The following is a 16,974-nucleotide window of genomic DNA, read 5'->3' on the forward strand; positions in this document are numbered from 1 at the left end:
GGCGAGGGTACCGGCTCAGGGGAAGAGCTTCACCGGATTCACGATGTCCGCGGCCAGGGTGAGCAGCATGTACGCGCCGCCGATCACCACCGCGACGTAGGTCAGTGGTAGCAGTTTCAGGTAGTCCACCGGCGCTCCCGGTGACAGGCCCTTCCAGCCGCGCAGGGTGTTGCGGATCTTCTCGTAGATCACCACGGCGATGTGGCCGCCGTCCAGCGGCAGCAGCGGCAGGATGTTGAACGCGCCGAGGAAGAAGTTCAGGCTCGCCAGCATCAGGATGAAGACGCTCCAGAGCCCGCGTTCGGCGGTCTCGCCGCCGATCCGGCTGGCGCCGTAGACGCTGACCGGGGCCTCCGGGTCGCGCGGGCCGCCGGTCACGGCGGTCCACAGCGCCGAAACCTTCTCCGGCATCTGCATCAGCGACTGGAAGGTGCGCACGAACATGTCGCCGGTGAAGACGACCGAGGCGGGGATCGCGGACAGGACGCCGTACTGCACGGGTTCGTAGAAGTCCGGGCCGACGCCGATGGCGCTGACCTCTTTGCCGGGCTCGCCTTCGGCCGGGTAGCGCAGGGTGCGCTGCGGAGTGACCGGGATGGTGAGGGTCTGCCCGTCCCGGTCGACGGTGTAGGTGAAGGTCTGGGTCTGCTTCTGGGTTTCGGCCTGGAACTGCTTCCAGGTGGACACCGGGACGCCGTTCACGGACTTGACCACGTCACCGCGTTGCAGCCCGGCCTGCTGGGCCGGGCCCGCGCCGGTGCACGGCTGCAAGGTCAGGTCGGGATTCATGGTCGCGACGCAGCCCATGGTGCCGAGCGCGGTCTCCGGCGGCTGATCGAAACGCGGCAGACCCCAGCCGATCGCGAGCACCACGATCAGCAGGAAGCCGAGCAGGAAGTTCATCGCGATACCGCCGGACATCACCAGCAGCCGCTTCCAGGTGGCCTGCCGGTACATGGCGCGGTCCAGGTCCTCGGGCGCCAGCTCGTCCAGCGCCGTCATGCCCGCGATATCGCAGAAACCGCCCAGCGGCAGCGCTTTCAGGCCGTACTCGGTCTCACCGCGCTGGAAGGAGAACACCTTCGGGCCGAAGCCGACGAAGTAGCGGCGGACCTTCATGCCGGTGGCCTGGGCGGCCCACATGTGCCCGCACTCGTGCAGCGCGACCGAAATCGTGATGCCGAGGGCGAACAGCGCGAACCCCAACGCGAACACCATGTGATTGACAGCCCTCCTGCATGACGCAGACCTCGATGACAGACGGCCCAGGAAAGCCGGACCACGCCCAACCACACTAACCGCAGCCGGGCAACCCTTACGCGACAGTGTGCCAGGCTCGGTTCGGAGCGCGCGTCGGGATGACGCTGTGGCCAGAATTACCCGGCGCTGACAAGGGCCCTTGCGAAGTCGCGGGCCCAGGTGTCGGCGGCGAGTACCTCGGCGAGATTTTCGGGTTCGGCGTGCCACTGGCCTGCGGCGTCGACCGCGCGCTGCACGGTGCGGACGATGTCGGGGAAGCGGATGTGGCCGTCCAGGAAGGCCTGCACCGCGATCTCGTTGGCCGCGTTGTAGACGGCGGTGACGCTGCCGCCCGCCTCGCCGGCCTGGCGAGCCAGATCGATCGCCGGGAACACCGTGCTGTCCACCGGTTCGAAGGTCCAGGTGGACGCGGTGCCGAAATCGCAGGCGGCGGCCGCGCCGGGGACCCGGTCGGGCCAGCCCAGAGCCAGCGCGATGGGCAGTTTCATATCCGGCGGGCTGGCCTGGGCCAGCGTCGAGCCGTCGGTGAAGGTGACCATGGAGTGCACGATCGACTGCGGATGCACGGTGACGTCGATCCGGTCGTAAGGCACGCCGAACAGCAGATGCGTCTCGATCAGTTCCAGGCCCTTGTTCACCAGCGACGCCGAGTTCAGCGTGTTCATCAGACCCATCGACCACGTCGGATGTGCTTTGGCCTCGGCCGGATTCACCGATTCCAGCATCTCGGTGGTCCAGCCGCGGAACGGGCCGCCCGAGGCGGTGAGCACCAGCCGGTCGACCTCCTCGGCCCGGCCGCCGCGCAGGCACTGGGCCAGCGCCGAGTGTTCGGAGTCGACCGGGACGATCTGACCGGGGGCGGCGGCGCGGGTGACCAGCGAACCCCCGGCGACCAGAGATTCCTTGTTGGCCAGCGCCAGCCGCGTGCCGGATTCCAGGGTGGCGAGGGTGGGTTCCAGGCCGAGCGATCCGACGAGCGCGTTGAGCACCACGTCGGCGTCGGTGCGCCGCACCAGTTCGGTCACCGCGTCCGCGCCGCCGAGTTCGAGCTCGAGTTCCCGGGCGGCGGCCGGATCGGCGACCGCGACATTGCGGGTGCCCGTGGCCGCCATCTGCTCCGCCAGCAACGCGGTGTTCCCGCCGCGCGCGGCCAGTCCGGCCACTGCGAACTTGTCGGGGTTGGCGGCGATCACCTCGAGGGCTTGGGTACCAATGGATCCGGTGCTGCCGAGCAGCAGGACTCTCACGATGTCGGACACGAACCTCATTGTTACAACGACAGCATCGCGCAGCGATACAGTGGGGGGTGGTGGTCGGGCGACGGGCGGGCTCGAGACGACGCGACTGGCCCGGCCGACTTCCAACGACACACCGTCGTATGTCACGATAACGGGCAATAGCCCCTACCCGAACGAGCTGAGGAGCGATCGTGGCCGCCACGGAACTCGAAACCACCACCACCGAGCGCCGGATCGTCACCCACGTGGACACCGCCGAGGTCCCCTCGGCCGCCTGGGGTTGGAGCGGTGAATCGCCGCGCACCTTCCGCATCGCGGGCCTGGTCGTCGCGCTGATCCTGCTCGGCATGCTGTTCGCGGGCGTGCAGGGCAGCTCGTCCGGCTCCGGCAACGTCGGCTACATCTTCCTGATCGGGTTCGCCGCGCTGCTGTTCGGCATTCTGATCCGCGACGCGTTCACGCGCAACAAGCCGCGGTAGTACCGCTTTATTCGGCAGTCTTCGCCGCTCCGGCCACGCGCTGGGGCGGCGAAACTCGTTTCAGGCGGCCGGATCGCGGCGCAGGGTGGCCGCGAGGTGATGTTGCAGCGGTTCGCCGACCGCCGCCATCCGCAAGCTGTAGTCGATGGTGTCGCCGGATACGCGCAGCGAACGACCCAGTGCCGTCACGGCTTTCGCGGTGCTGGAGCGGCCGATGCTGGTCGAGTCGAACTCCATGCGCAGCTCGCCGTCGGTCACGGTGAGCCCGCCCTCGCAGATCTCGGTGATACCGGTGGGGTGCGCCAGAATGAGCTCCAGCTGGTCCGGCCGCGGGCAGCGCAGATAACCGGTCTCGGCGTGCATCGGCCGGCTGCCGTCGGCGGCTCGGGTGCGCTGGCGATAGGTGAGGAACGGCCGGCCGAGATGCCCGAACCGAATCTCCTCCAGGTAGTCGAACGACTCGATGGTCGGGTACTCCCCGCGTCCGGCCCCGCGCCAGGTACCGAGCAGCGGCGCGAGCGGTGCGATATCGGGGTGCAGGGCGACAGACGGCGTAGGTTCGACCACGGCCGACAGCATAGGCGCGGACTGCTGGTCGCGTTCGCTTACCACCGAATCTTTCCGGTCAGTGGTCGTCGGAATTCTCGCTGTCGAGTCGGCTGGACCAGCGCTGTGACCAGGCCCAAACCGACTCCAGCGCGGTGCCGAGTGCCACACCCGCCGGGGTCAGTTCATAGGTCTTGTCGGGGTTCTTGGCGAGCAGTCCGGCGGACTGGAGGTGGTGCAGGCGGGTGGACAGCATGCTCGAGGAGCACTGGCCCATGCGGCGGCGGAGTTCGAGGAATCCGAGCTTGCCTGGTTCCAGTTCCCAGAGGACGCGCAGGTTCCAGCGTTGGCCGAGCAGATCCATGGCGGCGAGCATCGGCGCGTGGGCCGGATCGGCATGACCCCGGGGTGGTTTGGCTCCGCTTGCGCTTCTCATTTCGAATCACCATAGTGGTTCTAAATCAGAAGCAAGTGGTCGGGGCGAAACGTTAGGGGAGACAGTGGAATCAGCGCAGCGGATCGTCCTGATCACCGGGTCGTCGCGCGGCATCGGGGCCGAGACGGCGCGGGTGCTGGCGGCGCGGGGGGATCACGTGATCGTCAACTACCGGGAGAAGCGCAAGCGGGCCGAGGTGATAGCGGCGGAGATCGGCGCGGCGGGCGGGAGTGCGTCGACCGCGGGCGCCGACATCGCGGCGGCCGACTCCGCGCGCGCGTTGATCGACGGTGTGGCGGACCGGTTCGGCCGGATAGATGTGCTGGTGCTCAACGCGTCGGGCGGGCTGGAGCGCGGTGCGCGGCCGGACTACGCGATGGCGCTGAATCGGGACGCGCAGACGCGGCTGGTTCGTCTTGCCCTGCCGCACATGCCTTCTGGCGGCCGCATCGTGTTCGTGACGAGTCATCAGGCGCATTTCCACGGGCGCAAGCCGGTCCCGGCCGACTACGCGCCGATCGCCGCGAGCAAGCGCGCGGGCGAGGACGCGCTGCGGGAAATGATCCCTGAGCTGGCCGAACGCGGAATCGAGCTGCGAGTGGTGTCCGGTGACATGATCGACGGCACCACCATCGTGCTGCTGCTGGAACGCCGCGATCCCGACGCGGTCGCGGCCCGGAAGGACCACGGCGACCTGCCGACGATCGAGCAGTTCGCGGTCGCGGTGGCCGAAGCGACCACGGGCACAGCGGAATCCGGCCATACGGTCTACGTCGGCGGCGCCGACTACCTCGATGCTGAAGTGTTGCCGCCGGTCTCCGCCGGTCCGTAAAACCGCCTGTGTCCGGGTATTTCGGCGATCTTGGCGCGGTATGCGGACAATCGGGGGACCATAGAGTTGTCCGCTTCCGTTCGCGGCGCTGGTCAGGGAGGGTCTAGTCAGTACTTGGTGGTCGGTGGGAGGCCGATGCGATGACGGATGCGAATGACAACTGGATGGTGCCCGGCAAGGAGCTGCTGCTGGCGGCTTGCCGAGGTCTGCCCCACGAGGATCATCCGATCTTGGACGCCGCAGGCGAACTCACACAGCTGCACGTGATTCGGGAGCGCACCCCGGTCTGCGAGATGGCGAAAATCGATCGCCGGCGCACCCAATTGGTGCGGGCGATCGACCGCTGGGTCACGCTCGTCACCCCGGTGCCGCTGGACAACGGTTACGTGCATTGCGAATCCGTCGGGCAGGTGGTGGACCGGCTGGCCGAACTGGCCTCGCAGGCCATCCCGCTGGCGCACGCGCCGGATCCGGTGTTCTACGACACCTGGTTGCGGGTCGGCGAAATGGCCGACACCTACCAGGATTTGGTGGACGGGCTCTGCGCCGGGACCCGCCGGCCACCCATGCGTGGTTACTGGTTACCGGCCGACCCTTGCGAGCGCCCCGCGACCAATCGCTAGCGGCGACCGAAGAGGCGGCGGCCGCGGCGGCGCGGCAGCGTCGCGTACACCATCGTCATGTCGGCGAATACTTCGGCTTCCTGCTCCCGCTCGACGCCGAACTCGTTGCGGCCCAGCACATGCTGCACCGAGATCGACGGCAGCAGCGCCGCCAGCGTGGGCGGCAGCGTCGCGGACTGTTCCTGCTCACCCTTGCCGTGGCCGAGCAGCATGTGCCCGATCTCGTGCAGGATGATGTGATCGGCATTGCGGTCGGTGGCGGCGCCGTCGTAGACGATGATGTCATCGTGTTTCCGGGCGACCCACAAACCCTTTCCCCGGCAACCTTTTTCGGACAGCATGTCGGCCGGGACGGGACGCAGCGAAATGGAGCGCCCGCGGTAGGCGGCGACATCGGCGAGGTACGCGTTGAGGTTCCACGGATTCGGTAGTGGCACTGTCCGGGTAGCGTCACCGAAGCGGGCTTCCATGCTGGTCATCGAGGCACACATTACCCACCCGTACGGCCTCGCGTCACGTCCGTCCGGTTACGGTGGAACGAGTTACAGCTCCGGCGCCGGGGTGATGTCGGCCTGCGGCTTGTTCGGCGGCGGCGCAGCGCCGGTGAAGCGCAGCACGAGATAGTTGATCACCCACAGCCCGACGCCGATGGCCAGCAGCACGCCGGCGATGGCGTACTGGTCCGGATTCCGGTCGGTGTACGGCGTCACCAGGAACCCGCAGGTGAGCGCGCCGACGATCGGCAGCACCGTGGGCGTGCGGAAATGGTCGTGCGGCACCGGATCCCGGCGCAGCACCAGCACCGCGACATTCACCACGGTGAACACCGCGAGCAGCAGCAGGGCGGTGGTGCCGCCCAGCTCGGCGACCTTGCTGACGAAGAAGATCAGGCCGAGCGCGAGCGCGGTGGTGAACAGGATCGCGATGTGCGGGGTGCGGCGGGCGTGGTTGACGCTGCCGATCGGCCGCGGAATCACCCGCTGCTTGGCCAGGCCGTAGAGCAGCCGACTGGCCATCAGCATGTTGATCAGCGCCGTATTGGCGACCGCGAACATGGAGATGATGGCGAAGAGGTGCGTCGGGAAAGCGGGCGCGCCTATCTCCACGACTTGCAGCAGCGGTGTGTCGCCTTTGGAGAGATCCTTGACCGGAACCAGCGCGACCGCGGTGATCGCCACCAGAACGTAGACGAGCGCCGTGATCAGCAGCCCGGCCAGCAGTACCTTCGGGAAGATCCGGGAGGGTTGTTTGCATTCCTCGGCCATGTTCACCGAGTCCTCGAAGCCGACCATCGCGTAGAAGGCCAGGGTCGTGGCCACGATGACGCCGCCCAGCGCCGAGCGGTCGCCGGTCTCGAACTCGGTGACCCGGCTGAAGTCGCCGTTGCCGAAACCCAAGGCCCACAGGCCGATTCCGATGACGATCAGCAGACCGGTCAGCTCGACGCAGGTCAGCAGCACGTTGAGCTTCACACCCTCGGAGACGCCGCGCAGATTGATCGCGCCGACCACCAGCATGAACGCCAGCGCCACCAGGGTGACGCCGATTCCGGTGCCGAGGTCGAAATCGAAAGCCGCGGCGAAGTTGGCGGCGAAGGCGCGGGCCGCGGTCGCGGCCGAGGTGATGCCGGAGCTCATCACGGCGAAGGCGACCATGAAGGTGAGGAAGTGGATGCCGAACGCCTTGTGCGTGTAGAGCGCGGCGCCCGCGGCCTGCGGATACTTGGTGACCAGCTCCAGGTAACTGAGCCCGGTGACGAGCGCGACCAGGAACGCGACCAGGAACGGCACCCACACCGCGCCGCCCACGTGGCCGGCGACCTTGCCGGTCAGCGAGTAGACCCCGCTGCCGAGGATGTCGCCCACGACGAAGAGCAGCAGCAGCCAGGGGCCCATCACCCGTTTGAGCGAGGGTTCTTCCCGGGCAGCGGATTCAGCGGTCACATCGGCCATGGCGGCACCCCTCTGTGCGACATCTCTGTGCGACATCCGGAAGAGGCAGGTTACCCGTTTCTGAGCGAAACTATCCGCAGGTCAGCGAGTTTCGTGTCGCATCGGTGACCCTGTCGGCGCTACTGCATTCCGGCGGCAACGTCCTCGATCAGCACCGAGGAGTCGCGTGGGCTGAGCGCCATCGCCCGGAGCTGATCGAAGATGACGCCGAAGCGCCGGATCTCGGCATGACCTTCGATGAGCTCGTCACCGGCGATGCCTTCGACATAGACCAGTTCCGGGTCCTCCGGCTTCGGGAAGTCGACCAGCGTGAACGAGCCCGCCATCCCGGGATGCGCGCCCGCGTTGAACGGCAGGATCTGCAGGATGACGTTCTTCCGCTTGCCCTCCAGGATCAGCTTCTCCAGCTGGCCGTGCATCACCTCCGGTCCGCCGACCACGCGGCGGATCGCGGCCTCGTCGAGGACCACCCACAGCTCCAGCGGGTCGTCCTTGCTGAGCACCCGGGCGCGTTCGATCCGGGCCTGGGCGCGGCTCTCCATGATGGACGCCTCGACCTTCGGCATGGCGGTGTCGATGACCGCGACGGCATACTGCGGGGTCTGCAAAAGTCCTGGGATATAGGAGGTCTGGTAGTGCCGCGCCGAGAGCGCCTCGGATTCGAAGTTGATGTACGCGGCGTAGACCTCGGTCAGGTTCCCTTCCCAGGGTCGCGACATTCCTGGTTTCTGCGCGTCGGTCAGCAAATCCAGGGCATACTTGCGTCGTTCCGGTTCCACCCCGTACATATCGAGCAGCGTCATCAAGGTGCGCCGCTGCGGGCGAGCCTGCGCCGCCTCGATGCGATAGAGCGTGGTGACGTTGATCCCGGTCTTGCCGCTGACCTCTTCCTTGCTGAGCCCGACACCTTCCCGCATCTCGAACAGCAGCGCGGCCAGCCGGCGCAAACCCGCGGTGAGGACGGTGCGCTTGCCCGCCATGTCGACAGTCCTTTCCCCATGCGAACGTGAGAGTTCACCCAGTCCAGCAGATTTGCGCGGAAAAGTGGTCAGTTTGTTCGAGCGGAGGGGGATGGGCCCGGTTACGGGACCTTGACGGGGGCGTCGCAGCTCGCGGGCGGGTCGACCAGAGCGCAGTCGGAGGGCGCGCGCACCGGGACGTAGCCGGCTGGGACGCCGCCGGTGGCGATGATCCGGCGGTAGGTGTCGACCGCGTCGGTCGGCGTGCGCCGGAGGCTGGGGTCGGTGCGGACATCGACGGTGTAGAGCCCGAAACGGGGTGTGTAGGAGCTCCACTCGTAGTTGTCGGTGATGGACCAATAGTTGTAGCCGATGACGTTCATGCCGTCGGCCTTGGCGCGTTGCAGCCAGTAGACGGTGTCGCTGAGATGGTTGGAGCGGGTGTACCCGTCCGCGCGGGGCTTCCCGTCCTCGGTGGGCATGCCGTTCTCCACGATCCATAGCGGCTTGCCCGGATACAGCCGTGAATAGTGTTGCAGCGCGAAGTAGATGCCCTCGGGGCTGATCGGCAGTTCCCACATGCCGCGGGGACGATCGGCGGCCACCGAGCCGGGCGGCTCGTGGCCGAAGTAGTAGTCGACGCCGATGAAGTCGAGTTTGGCGGCGATGCGGCGCATGAGCGGGCCGTTGGTCTCTTCCTCGGCGCCGGCGACATACCCGACATTGCTGGTCACCATCGCGTCGGGCTGGACCCGGTGAATGTAGTCGTAGATGGTGTTGTGCGCCTCGGCGATCCGGTCCAGCATCTGTTCGGGGTCGGTGTCGTTCTGCCGGACCTCGTGCATGACATAGGCGACCGGCTCGTTGACGGTGACCCACACCGGCTTTCGGGCGGCGAAGCGGTCCACCACCACCCGGGCGCTGGCCAGCCATTGTTCGACCATGCCCGGGTTGCGCCAGCCGCCTTGTTCGGCGGCCCAGCCCGGGTAGACCCAGTGGTCGAGGGTCAGCATGGGGTGCATCCCGGCATCGACGATCGCCTTGACCACCTTGTCGTAGAAGACGAAGGCGCTCTCGTCCCACTGGTCCGGACTGGGCTGCACCCGCGCCCATTCGATGCCGATGCGGAACACCTTCGCGCCGAGGCCGGCGGCGAGCTCGATGTCCCGGAGGTACTGGGCGCGGAAGTCGACGGAGTCCGCGTAGCGGTCCCAGTCCGGGTTGGCCTCGATGTAGCGGATCCAGTTCGAGTCGGGTGCGTCCCCCTCGGATTGGAATCCGGACGCGGCCACGCCCCACCAGAAGTTCGGGCCGAGTCCGGCCTCGGTGGCGGCGGCCGGTGCGACCGGCGTCGCGGTCGTCGTGGCAGCGGGCAGCAGGGTGGCGGCCATGATGATGAGCCCCGCCAGGGCCAGACGTTGCAGCCGGGTGCGCACCAGAAGCCTCCTCCGGGACAAGAGTGTCGGGAATGTCCGAATGGAGGGTAGCTGTAAATTAGCTGATTCTGGTGGCTATGCGGCGAGTGTCGCGGATCCCGGTCGGTCGCCCGAAGCGATGCGATCGGCGGGTGTTCGACCCCCGGCCCGCTGCGGCGGTGCCGATCGCCGTGGCGTAGCGTCTCGGATCATGCTGGACGGTTGCTATTGCGAGCGGACGACGCGGTCGATGAGACCCTGAGCGTAACTAATGAGCGTGCCGAAGTTGTTGTCGGGCAGTCGATGTCAGGGCACCTGCGGTTTGCGAACGCACTCTTGCGTTCTTGCATCTGTAAGAGCATGATTCGGCTAGCGTAGTAGTGAACTACCAATCAGCGACACGGGATAACCGAATCGAGAGCCAATCATGTTGGTACACAGAGCGTTGGTGTCGGGTGTATTTCGGGTGATGTCATGAGCGCCCCCACGGTGGGGGCGCTGCCTACGGCGCCACAATTGTTGTGCGCATTTCAGGGGCGGCGCTTCCTGGATCGGGAGTTGCTGCGCTCGGCGCATGCGCTCGCGGAACTGCACGCCCGCCGCAACCAAGTGGGCGATCCGTTTCTAATTGCTGAAATCGATTGCCGTCGAAGCGAACTCGTCGACGACATCAATGATTGGGTCACCTCGGAGGTGCCGCAGCACCGCAACGGTGCGTCGCTGCACACCGAGAGCCTAGGCGCGGTGGTCGATCGGATGGCCCGCAGCTGGGTCGATGCCAACAAGGCCATCGACGCTTCCGGCCCGCGCAGCGACAATACCCATAAACATTGGTACCACCTGGCAGAACTTGTTGACGGCTACACTGATCTGGTAACCGACGTGGCCGGAGGGCGACGTCGATTGCCGGAACAGTGACTCGGCACGACAGTTCTTTGTCCGGACAGTGACACTGCTCCAACAGCGTCACTGCCGGATAGGGTGGCGTCCCTGGCGGATTCATCCGACCAATGTTTCCACCAGGATGCAAACGCCGCCGGCATTGACGGCGGGCGCAACGGGGCGCCCCGCCCGGCGTGCCGCGTGGTCGACTGGCGCGGCCCGCCCGCCGCTGATTCAGGCTCTTATTCGGCAACCGTGAATTCCGCCGAAGCCGCCGCACGAATATCGATCTTGTTATGCGTACGCATTCGTGCAAGCAATTCTTTCCATTCCGGCGACCAGCCGAAATGTGTGCCGCACAACGAGATCAATGATACGGCGGAATAGGCGGTAGCCAGATCGCTGCTATCGGATAGCTCTCGGCCGATGGTCAGCATTGCCGAGTCGGTGGTCGCGCGCAGGGTGATGGGGTGCAGGGCGCGCTCCAGCAGCCGTGCCGGATAGCAGACCAGCACGCCGTCGGCGAGCGTGCCGGCCCGGCGTAGCGCGTCGATCGCGGAATCCGGTTCGTCCCAGCGAATTCCGGCCAGGTGCAGGTCGATCGTGGCCTGCCGCCAGAGCGGGTCGGTCGTCAGCTCGGTGGCGACCACCGCCGCGGCCGCACGGCCCGCCGCCGACGACCGGGCCGCGCTGGAGAGCAGAGCTGCCAAGGCGGACAGTCGTTGTCGCGCGGGCAGGTCCCGGCCGGGCAGTGTGACGCCGCCCGTCGTCAGCAGCTGACGCACCGCCGCCAGGAGCGCCGAGGGGTCGTTCGTGGCGAGGGTGAGGTTGACCAGCGCCTGCCCGGCCGCGCGCCACAGACCCAGTTCGCTGAGGTCGCCGACCCGGCGCACCAGCTCGTCCGCCATCTCCGGCGGACTCCAGCGGCTCCACTGCGGCAGGGCCGCGAGCGCCTGGGACGCGAGCTGGGCATCGGTGCTGCGCGCCATCGCCAAGATCAGGCTCGCCAACCGCCGGCGTTGCTCGACCGGCAGCAGGCGCGGCGCGAAATGCAAAGCCTCCCCGGCTACTTCGGGATCGGCGGCGGCCTCGGCCAGTACCTCCCAGGCGGCGGCCCGGTCCAGCAGGAACCGGCACGCGAACACCACCGCCCGCCGCACATCCCGATGCTGACCCGGGCGCTGCCAGAGCTCCTGGAGCGCCGCCATCGCCTCGGGCGCGTGCAGCTCGGCGAGCAGGCGGGCGCCCTCCTTGTTGGCGGTGATCTTGCGGGAGTTCAGCAACGGCGCCACCGCCACCGCGAGCCGTTCGGGCGCAATGCCTTTCGCGCACGCCGACATGCTGCTCACCGCCACGCGGGCGCGATCGGAGTCGACGTGGCCGGCGAGCAGACCTAGCGCGCGCTCAGGATCCGCGCTGCGTCCCAGCGCGGTCAGGGCGGCTTCGGACACCGTGAGCTCGGGGTGCTCGACATACCCGGCCAGGCGCTCGAAGGTATCCGGCAGCCGGCCCAATTGCCGGACCGCCCAGGTCTTTTCCCAGAGGGAGGACTTCCGGTGGTCGGCGTGCGCGCCCAGCAGCCGCGCGTACTGCTCGGTCTGGTGTCCGGTCCAACCGGTGAACCCGCCCGGAAAGCTCGGCACGAAGCGCACCTTGGCGGCGAGGAAGCGCCCTGGCGTGGCCGCGCCGAGCAGCGATTCCAGCAGGTCGGTGCGGCGCGCCCCGATCAAGCGCTGGACCGGCGGCAGGCTGATCAGCGAACGATCCCGCTTCAGCAACGCCGACAGGCGATCGTCGCGGGTCGCCGGATTGCTCAGCGTGAGGTCCACTGCCCGGAGCACCACGGCGTCGTTGCTGGCCGCGCAGGCGCGCAGCACCAGGCGCTGGAGCTCGGGGACGTTCCAGGCGCGCTTGTCCAGGCCCGCGGCCAGATCCAGGGCGAGATCCCAGTCGTCGCGCGCCGCGTCGTTGTCCAGCCGCCGCCGCAGCGCCTCGAACAGGCGTTGTTCGGCGCCGCGGGGCAGGTTCTCGTGGATGCCCCAGAAGGGCACCCGGACGGTATGCGCCGCAAGGAGTTCCATCGTGCGCAGCGCGGTGTCGGCGAAGGCTTGGTCGCCGCCGGGGGCGACCGCGCGGAGCAAGAGCAGGCGGGCCAGGGTCGCGACAGCGTTCGTGGTGTCGTAGGAACGGTCCCGGGCTTGCAGCGCGTCGCCGCACAGCTGTTCCAGGGCGGGCAGGTGCCCGGTGCGGAGCAGGGTCGGCGGGACCGCGGTCAGCGTCTGCAACGCCCGGGCGCGCACGGGATCCTGTTCGTTGCGCAATCGGCACAGCGTTTCCAGGAGCGTGCCGAGGACCTCCGGGTCACGCGCGCCGCAGGCGGCGGTGATCAGCAGCGGGTAGGCGTAGGCGCGTTCCTCGGCAGTGGGCCGGCGGATGGCCTCGGCGAGCACGGGTTGTGCCTCGTCCCATGGCAATCGGGCCGTCAGGCGTTCGCGGACCGTCCGGACCTCGGAGCCGCCCGGCCGGCCGAGCAGTTCGCGCGCGAGTTCGGCGCGTTCGTGCCGGGGGAGCAGTTCGAGCAGGGAGGCGTCGAAGGCGGCCGGGTCGACGCCCGGCCGGGCGAAGACGGCGCGGACGATCGCGGTCCGGCGCGACGGCGCGAGCGCCCGGACGAAGCGCGTCTGGTGGTAATGGGGGTAGACAGCGCAGAGGGCGATCAGTCGCTCGTCGGGTTGCTCGCGCAGCACCGACCACAGCGCGTTTCCGGACAGGCCGGCGCCGCGGCCGGACGGATGCAGGACGAGCGCGACCACGGATTCCAGGTCGTGCCGGGCCAGCCGACCCCCGACGGGCTGGAGCTGCGGGATCTGGGTGTGCCGGATCGCGCGCGCCGCCAAGGCGAGCAGCCGATCGGGATGCTGCTCGGCGGCGGTCCGGGCACAGCTGCCGACCCGGGACCACAGCTCCTGCCACTCGGATTCGGTCGCGGTCGGCGCGAGTTCTTCGGCGTAATCGAGAACGGTCCCGATGTGCCTGCGGCCCAGGGCCGGCCAGTCCGGCACGGCGTAGGCGAGTTCGGGCAAATACTTGGCGACCGTCGGCTCGGAGCAGTACGGCAGGATCCGCGCCGCCTCGCCGTCGCCGTAGAGCCGTCGGATATCCGGCAGCAGCGGGTCCGCGACGTAGGCGCCTTTGGCTCGGGCCAACGCTCGGTACAGCGCGCGCCGAGTGCGATGGGACAGCCGCGGCAGCCGATCGATCAGCTCCGCCAGCTCGACTTCGGAACGCACCAGCGCGTTCACCGCGCGCGCCGCCAGTTCGGGGGACGGCGCGTCGAGCCGGCGCAGCAGGTACTCCCGGTCGCCCGCGACCACCGCCAGATGGATGGCCAGCACCTGTTCGTAGTGCCCGCGTTCGGTCAACTCGGCCAGCAGGCCCGCGAGCTCCCCGGTCCCGCGCAGTCGCAACGCGCAGGCCGCGACCGCACGCCGGCGCGCCGGTACCGGCAGCGGTTCGATCTCCTCGAGCAGCTTGGTCGCCGTGGCACCCATTGCCGCCACCCCCTTCATCGTTTCCCCAGGCCAGACGGCCTCGAACACCCTGGCGATGCTAGGCGATCCCCTGGCCCGCCGCACCGGCTTTAGGGCGCGGGTTACCGGCTGAGCTGAGCTTCGAACGCGATCCGGTCACCGCGGTAGAGGGCGCGGACGCGTTCGATCGGCGCACCGTCCTGGTCCAGGCTGCGCCGATGCAGCAGCAGCAGCGGCAGCGCGGTCGTGCATTCGAGCAAGGCGGCTTCGCGCGGGGAGGCGAGCACGGTTTCGATGCGTTCGGTCGCGGAGCTGTAGACCACGCCCGTCGCGCGGACGGCCGCGTAGAGCGAGGTCGTCGGGTCGTAGTCGGCGCGCAGCCCGGCGAAGCGGGCGCGGGGGAGGTAGGTGCTTTCCAGGCCGATGCGTTCACCGTCGGCGAGCAGGACACGTTCCAGATGCATGACGGGGGTGCCGGGAGCAAGGCCGAGGGCCTGCGCGGTGTCGGCGTCGGCGGGGATGTCGTCGAAGCTGACGACCAGGCGGCCCGGGACGCGGCCGAGGCTGATCGCGCCCTCGGTGTAGGACCGCAACGAGAGCGGCTGCACCATCTTCGGGCGGGACACCACGGTGCCGCGGCCCTGCCGCCGGATCCGGCCCTCGACCAAGAGATCGCGCAGCGCCTGCCGGACCGTTTCCCGGGCCACTTCGAAGCGGACGGCGAGATCGCGCTCGGACGGGACGGGATCGCCCTCCTCGAGTTCGGCGAGGATCCGCTCCAGCTCGGTGCGCACCACATAGGACTTCAGCTGCCGCGCCGGGAGTACCAATTCCTCACTCCCGCTAGGCATTTCGGCCGATGCGGCGCCCGTCACCTCGGTTGCTTCCATGCTGCCAGCGTACCCGGTATTGGTCTATACCAATTGTTAACCCAGCGTTCGCACAGGAAACACCCGTTGGTCTAGACCATTAGTCACCATGGTGTTCATGCGATTGGTCATCATCGGAGGTGGAATCCTCGGCACCGCCCACGCGTTCGCCGCGGTCGGTCGCGGCCACGAGGTCGTGCAGCTGGAACGGGAGCCCGAAGCGCGCGGCGCGACCGTACGCAATTTCGGTCTGGTGTGGGTGTCCGGGCGGTCCGCCGCCGAACTCGACCTGACCCTGCGGTCGCGGGACTTGTGGGAGGAGATCGGCGGGAAGGTGCCCGGTGTCGGATTCCGTCCGGCGGGGTCGCTCACGCTGGTGCGCACCCCCGAGGAACTGGCCGTCGCCGAGGCGGCCGCGGGGTCGGCCACGGCGGCGGCTCGTGGTTTCGAACTGCTCGACACCGACCGGGTGCGGGAGCTGAATCCCGCGTTGCGCGGGAAATTCCTTGCCGGACTGCACTGTTCGACCGATGCCGCGGTGGAGTCGCGGCAGGCGCTGCCCGCGCTGCGCGCCTACCTGACAGCTACCGGCCGCTACACCTTCCACGCGAGCACCGAAGCGCGGTCGATCACCGACAACGGTTCCGGTGCGACGGTGCTCGACGATCAGGGGCGAACCTTCGACGCCGACCTGGTGCTGGATTGCCCGGGCGCCGCGCACACCGGCCTGACCCGGGAACTGGTCGGCACGCTCCCCGTGCGCCGGGTCCGGTTGCAGATGATGCAGACCGCGCCGCTCGGCGAGCCGCTGACCACCGCCATCGCCGACGGCGACAGCTTCCGCTACTACCCGGGCTTCGCCGGGCCGGAGGTGGACGCCCTGAACGCCGAGCAGTCCCAGGCCGCGACCGCCGCCGAGCACAAGATGCAGCTGCTGTGCGTGCAGCGGCTGCACGGCGGGCTCACCATCGGCGACACCCACGAGTACGCGGAGCCGTTCGCGTTCGACGTGGACGAGGCCCCGTACGAGCACCTCACCCAGGTGACCGAAGAACTGCTGGGACGCAAACTGCCGCAGGTGATCCGGCGCTGGGCCGGGGTTTACAGCCAATCGACCGATCCGAACGCGATCGTCACCCGGGCCCAGGCCTCCGAGCGGGTCTGGGTGATCACCGGCCCCGGCGGCCGCGGCATGACCCTGGGACCCGCCCTCGGCGAACAGACCGCCGACCTACTGAATCTGTGAGGAATGCTATGCCGCACAACGATATTCAGCTCGCGGTCTTCGACATGGCCGGTACCACCGTCGCCGATGGCGGCCTGGTGGTGCGCGCGTTCGATGTCGCCGCGACCGCCGCTGGTCTCGAAGCCGAAGGCCCGCACCGCGATCAGGCCCGCCAGTACGTGGTCGACACCATGGGGCAGTCCAAGATCGTGGTGTTCCGGGCGCTGTTCGACACCGAGGATCGAGCGCAGGAAGCCAACCGGGCCTTCGAAGCCGCCTACGACGCGTTGATCGACGAGGTCGGCGTCGCCCCGATCCCGGGCGCCGCCGAAGCCTTCGAGAAGCTGCGGGCCGCGGGCATCAAAATCGCGCTGACGACCGGATTCAGCCGCGGCACCCAGGACAAGCTGCTGACCGCCCTGGGCTGGACCGGCATCGCCGATCTCACCCTCGCGCCCGCCGACGCCGGACGCGGCCGCCCCTATCCCGACCTGGTGCTCACCGCGCTGCTGCGGCTGGGCGTCGACGCCGTGGATCGCGTTGCGGTGCTGGGCGATACGACCAGCGACATCGCGACCGGCTTGGCCGCCGGTGCGCGGATCGTCGCGGGCACGCTGACCGGCGCACACGACGAGGAGCAGTTGCGCGCCGCCGGCGCCACCCACGTGGTGCCCTCCGTGGCCGAGTTCGCCGAGCTGCTCCTCTCCGAAACCACCTGACCGACCTGT

16 protein-coding genes are annotated in these 16,974 nt (G+C 68.5%); 6 read left to right on the forward strand and 10 right to left on the reverse strand.

The window, feature by feature from the left end:
* Positions 1–15 precede the first annotated feature (15 nt).
* A complete protein-coding gene (locus tag AB0M14_RS11785; RefSeq protein WP_364992600.1) occupies positions 16–1,218 on the reverse strand; it encodes a M50 family metallopeptidase in 1,203 nt (400 codons plus the stop codon).
* A gap of 158 nt (positions 1,219–1,376) precedes the next feature.
* A complete protein-coding gene (dxr, locus tag AB0M14_RS11790) occupies positions 1,377–2,519 on the reverse strand; it encodes a 1-deoxy-D-xylulose-5-phosphate reductoisomerase (protein ID WP_364992603.1) in 1,143 nt (380 codons plus the stop codon).
* 170 nt (positions 2,520–2,689) lie between these two features.
* Between dxr and AB0M14_RS11795 the strand changes: the two genes are divergently transcribed.
* Positions 2,690–2,977 (forward strand): DUF2631 domain-containing protein, encoded by a 288-nt coding sequence (locus tag AB0M14_RS11795; protein WP_364992605.1) that lies wholly within the window; start codon positions 2,690–2,692, stop codon positions 2,975–2,977.
* A 60-nt stretch (positions 2,978–3,037) separates the two neighbouring features.
* On the opposite strand, the gene AB0M14_RS11800 is transcribed toward AB0M14_RS11795, so the two are convergent.
* Together AB0M14_RS11800 and AB0M14_RS11805 are read right to left on the reverse strand one after the other, a co-directional pair.
* A complete protein-coding gene (locus AB0M14_RS11800) occupies positions 3,038–3,556 on the reverse strand; it encodes a peroxynitrite isomerase (protein WP_364992608.1) in 519 nt (172 codons plus the stop codon).
* A 46-nt stretch (positions 3,557–3,602) separates the two neighbouring features.
* Positions 3,603–3,959: a helix-turn-helix domain-containing protein gene (locus AB0M14_RS11805; protein ID WP_364992611.1), complete on the reverse strand. Its 357-nt coding sequence runs from the start codon at positions 3,957–3,959 to the stop codon at positions 3,603–3,605.
* A gap of 64 nt (positions 3,960–4,023) precedes the next feature.
* Between AB0M14_RS11805 and AB0M14_RS11810 the strand changes: the two genes are divergently transcribed.
* Complete coding sequence (locus tag AB0M14_RS11810) at positions 4,024–4,791, forward strand: SDR family oxidoreductase (RefSeq protein WP_364992614.1); 768 nt, start codon at positions 4,024–4,026, stop codon at positions 4,789–4,791.
* Between the two features lie 140 nt (positions 4,792–4,931).
* Positions 4,932–5,414 (forward strand): hypothetical protein, encoded by a 483-nt coding sequence (locus AB0M14_RS11815; protein WP_364992616.1) that lies wholly within the window; start codon positions 4,932–4,934, stop codon positions 5,412–5,414.
* On the opposite strand, the gene AB0M14_RS11820 is transcribed toward AB0M14_RS11815, so the two are convergent.
* The 4 genes from AB0M14_RS11820 to AB0M14_RS11835 form a co-directional block, all read right to left on the reverse strand.
* Positions 5,411–5,893 (reverse strand): hypothetical protein, encoded by a 483-nt coding sequence (locus AB0M14_RS11820; RefSeq protein WP_364992618.1) that lies wholly within the window; start codon positions 5,891–5,893, stop codon positions 5,411–5,413. The genes AB0M14_RS11815 and AB0M14_RS11820 overlap by 4 nt on opposite strands.
* A gap of 63 nt (positions 5,894–5,956) precedes the next feature.
* Positions 5,957–7,366, reverse strand: a complete 1,410-nt coding sequence (locus AB0M14_RS11825; protein ID WP_364992621.1) for an APC family permease — start codon at positions 7,364–7,366, stop codon at positions 5,957–5,959.
* 119 nt (positions 7,367–7,485) lie between these two features.
* Complete coding sequence (locus AB0M14_RS11830) at positions 7,486–8,346, reverse strand: helix-turn-helix transcriptional regulator (protein ID WP_364992625.1); 861 nt, start codon at positions 8,344–8,346, stop codon at positions 7,486–7,488.
* A 101-nt stretch (positions 8,347–8,447) separates the two neighbouring features.
* On the reverse strand, positions 8,448–9,761 hold the full coding sequence (locus tag AB0M14_RS11835) for a family 1 glycosylhydrolase (protein WP_364992628.1): 1,314 nt from the start codon (positions 9,759–9,761) through the stop codon (positions 8,448–8,450).
* A 537-nt stretch (positions 9,762–10,298) separates the two neighbouring features.
* Here AB0M14_RS11835 and AB0M14_RS11840 point away from each other — a divergent pair.
* Entirely contained in the window at positions 10,299–10,658 is a 360-nt protein-coding gene (locus AB0M14_RS11840; protein ID WP_364995664.1) for a DUF4254 domain-containing protein, read from the forward strand.
* Between the two features lie 206 nt (positions 10,659–10,864).
* Here AB0M14_RS11840 and AB0M14_RS11845 read toward each other — a convergent pair whose 3' ends face one another.
* Positions 10,865–14,173: a hypothetical protein gene (locus AB0M14_RS11845; protein ID WP_364992630.1), complete on the reverse strand. Its 3,309-nt coding sequence runs from the start codon at positions 14,171–14,173 to the stop codon at positions 10,865–10,867.
* 101 nt (positions 14,174–14,274) lie between these two features.
* Complete coding sequence (locus AB0M14_RS11850; RefSeq protein WP_364995667.1) at positions 14,275–15,003, reverse strand: GntR family transcriptional regulator; 729 nt, start codon at positions 15,001–15,003, stop codon at positions 14,275–14,277.
* A 136-nt stretch (positions 15,004–15,139) separates the two neighbouring features.
* Here AB0M14_RS11850 and AB0M14_RS11855 point away from each other — a divergent pair, with 136 nt between their 5' ends.
* Both AB0M14_RS11855 and AB0M14_RS11860 read left to right on the forward strand, forming a co-directional pair.
* On the forward strand, positions 15,140–16,267 hold the full coding sequence (locus AB0M14_RS11855) for a TIGR03364 family FAD-dependent oxidoreductase (protein WP_364992633.1): 1,128 nt from the start codon (positions 15,140–15,142) through the stop codon (positions 16,265–16,267).
* Positions 16,268–16,275: 8 nt separating this feature from the next.
* On the forward strand, positions 16,276–16,965 hold the full coding sequence (locus AB0M14_RS11860; protein ID WP_364992635.1) for a phosphonatase-like hydrolase: 690 nt from the start codon (positions 16,276–16,278) through the stop codon (positions 16,963–16,965).
* Positions 16,966–16,974 lie beyond the last annotated feature (9 nt).

Source organism: Nocardia sp. NPDC051832 (assembly GCF_040681285.1).
GTDB lineage: Bacteria > Actinomycetota > Actinomycetes > Mycobacteriales > Mycobacteriaceae > Nocardia.

Excerpts from the sequence above, each read along its gene's own strand:
- AB0M14_RS11785 (WP_364992600.1), bottom strand. The coding sequence starts at position 1,218 with ATGGTGTTCGCGTTGGGGTTCGCGCTGTTCGCCCTCGGCATCACGATT.
- AB0M14_RS11855 (WP_364992633.1), top strand. The coding sequence starts at position 15,140 with ATGCGATTGGTCATCATCGGAGGTGGAATCCTCGGCACCGCCCACGCG.
- AB0M14_RS11825 (WP_364992621.1), bottom strand. The coding sequence starts at position 7,366 with ATGGCCGATGTGACCGCTGAATCCGCTGCCCGGGAAGAACCCTCGCTC.
- AB0M14_RS11805 (WP_364992611.1), bottom strand. The coding sequence starts at position 3,959 with ATGAGAAGCGCAAGCGGAGCCAAACCACCCCGGGGTCATGCCGATCCG.
- AB0M14_RS11845 (WP_364992630.1), bottom strand. The coding sequence starts at position 14,173 with ATGGGTGCCACGGCGACCAAGCTGCTCGAGGAGATCGAACCGCTGCCG.
- AB0M14_RS11820 (WP_364992618.1), bottom strand. The coding sequence starts at position 5,893 with ATGACCAGCATGGAAGCCCGCTTCGGTGACGCTACCCGGACAGTGCCA.
- AB0M14_RS11830 (WP_364992625.1), bottom strand. The coding sequence starts at position 8,346 with ATGGCGGGCAAGCGCACCGTCCTCACCGCGGGTTTGCGCCGGCTGGCC.
- AB0M14_RS11800 (WP_364992608.1), bottom strand. The coding sequence starts at position 3,556 with ATGCTGTCGGCCGTGGTCGAACCTACGCCGTCTGTCGCCCTGCACCCC.
- AB0M14_RS11815 (WP_364992616.1), top strand. The coding sequence starts at position 4,932 with ATGACGGATGCGAATGACAACTGGATGGTGCCCGGCAAGGAGCTGCTG.
- AB0M14_RS11850 (WP_364995667.1), bottom strand. The coding sequence starts at position 15,003 with ATGCCTAGCGGGAGTGAGGAATTGGTACTCCCGGCGCGGCAGCTGAAG.
- AB0M14_RS11860 (WP_364992635.1), top strand. The coding sequence starts at position 16,276 with ATGCCGCACAACGATATTCAGCTCGCGGTCTTCGACATGGCCGGTACC.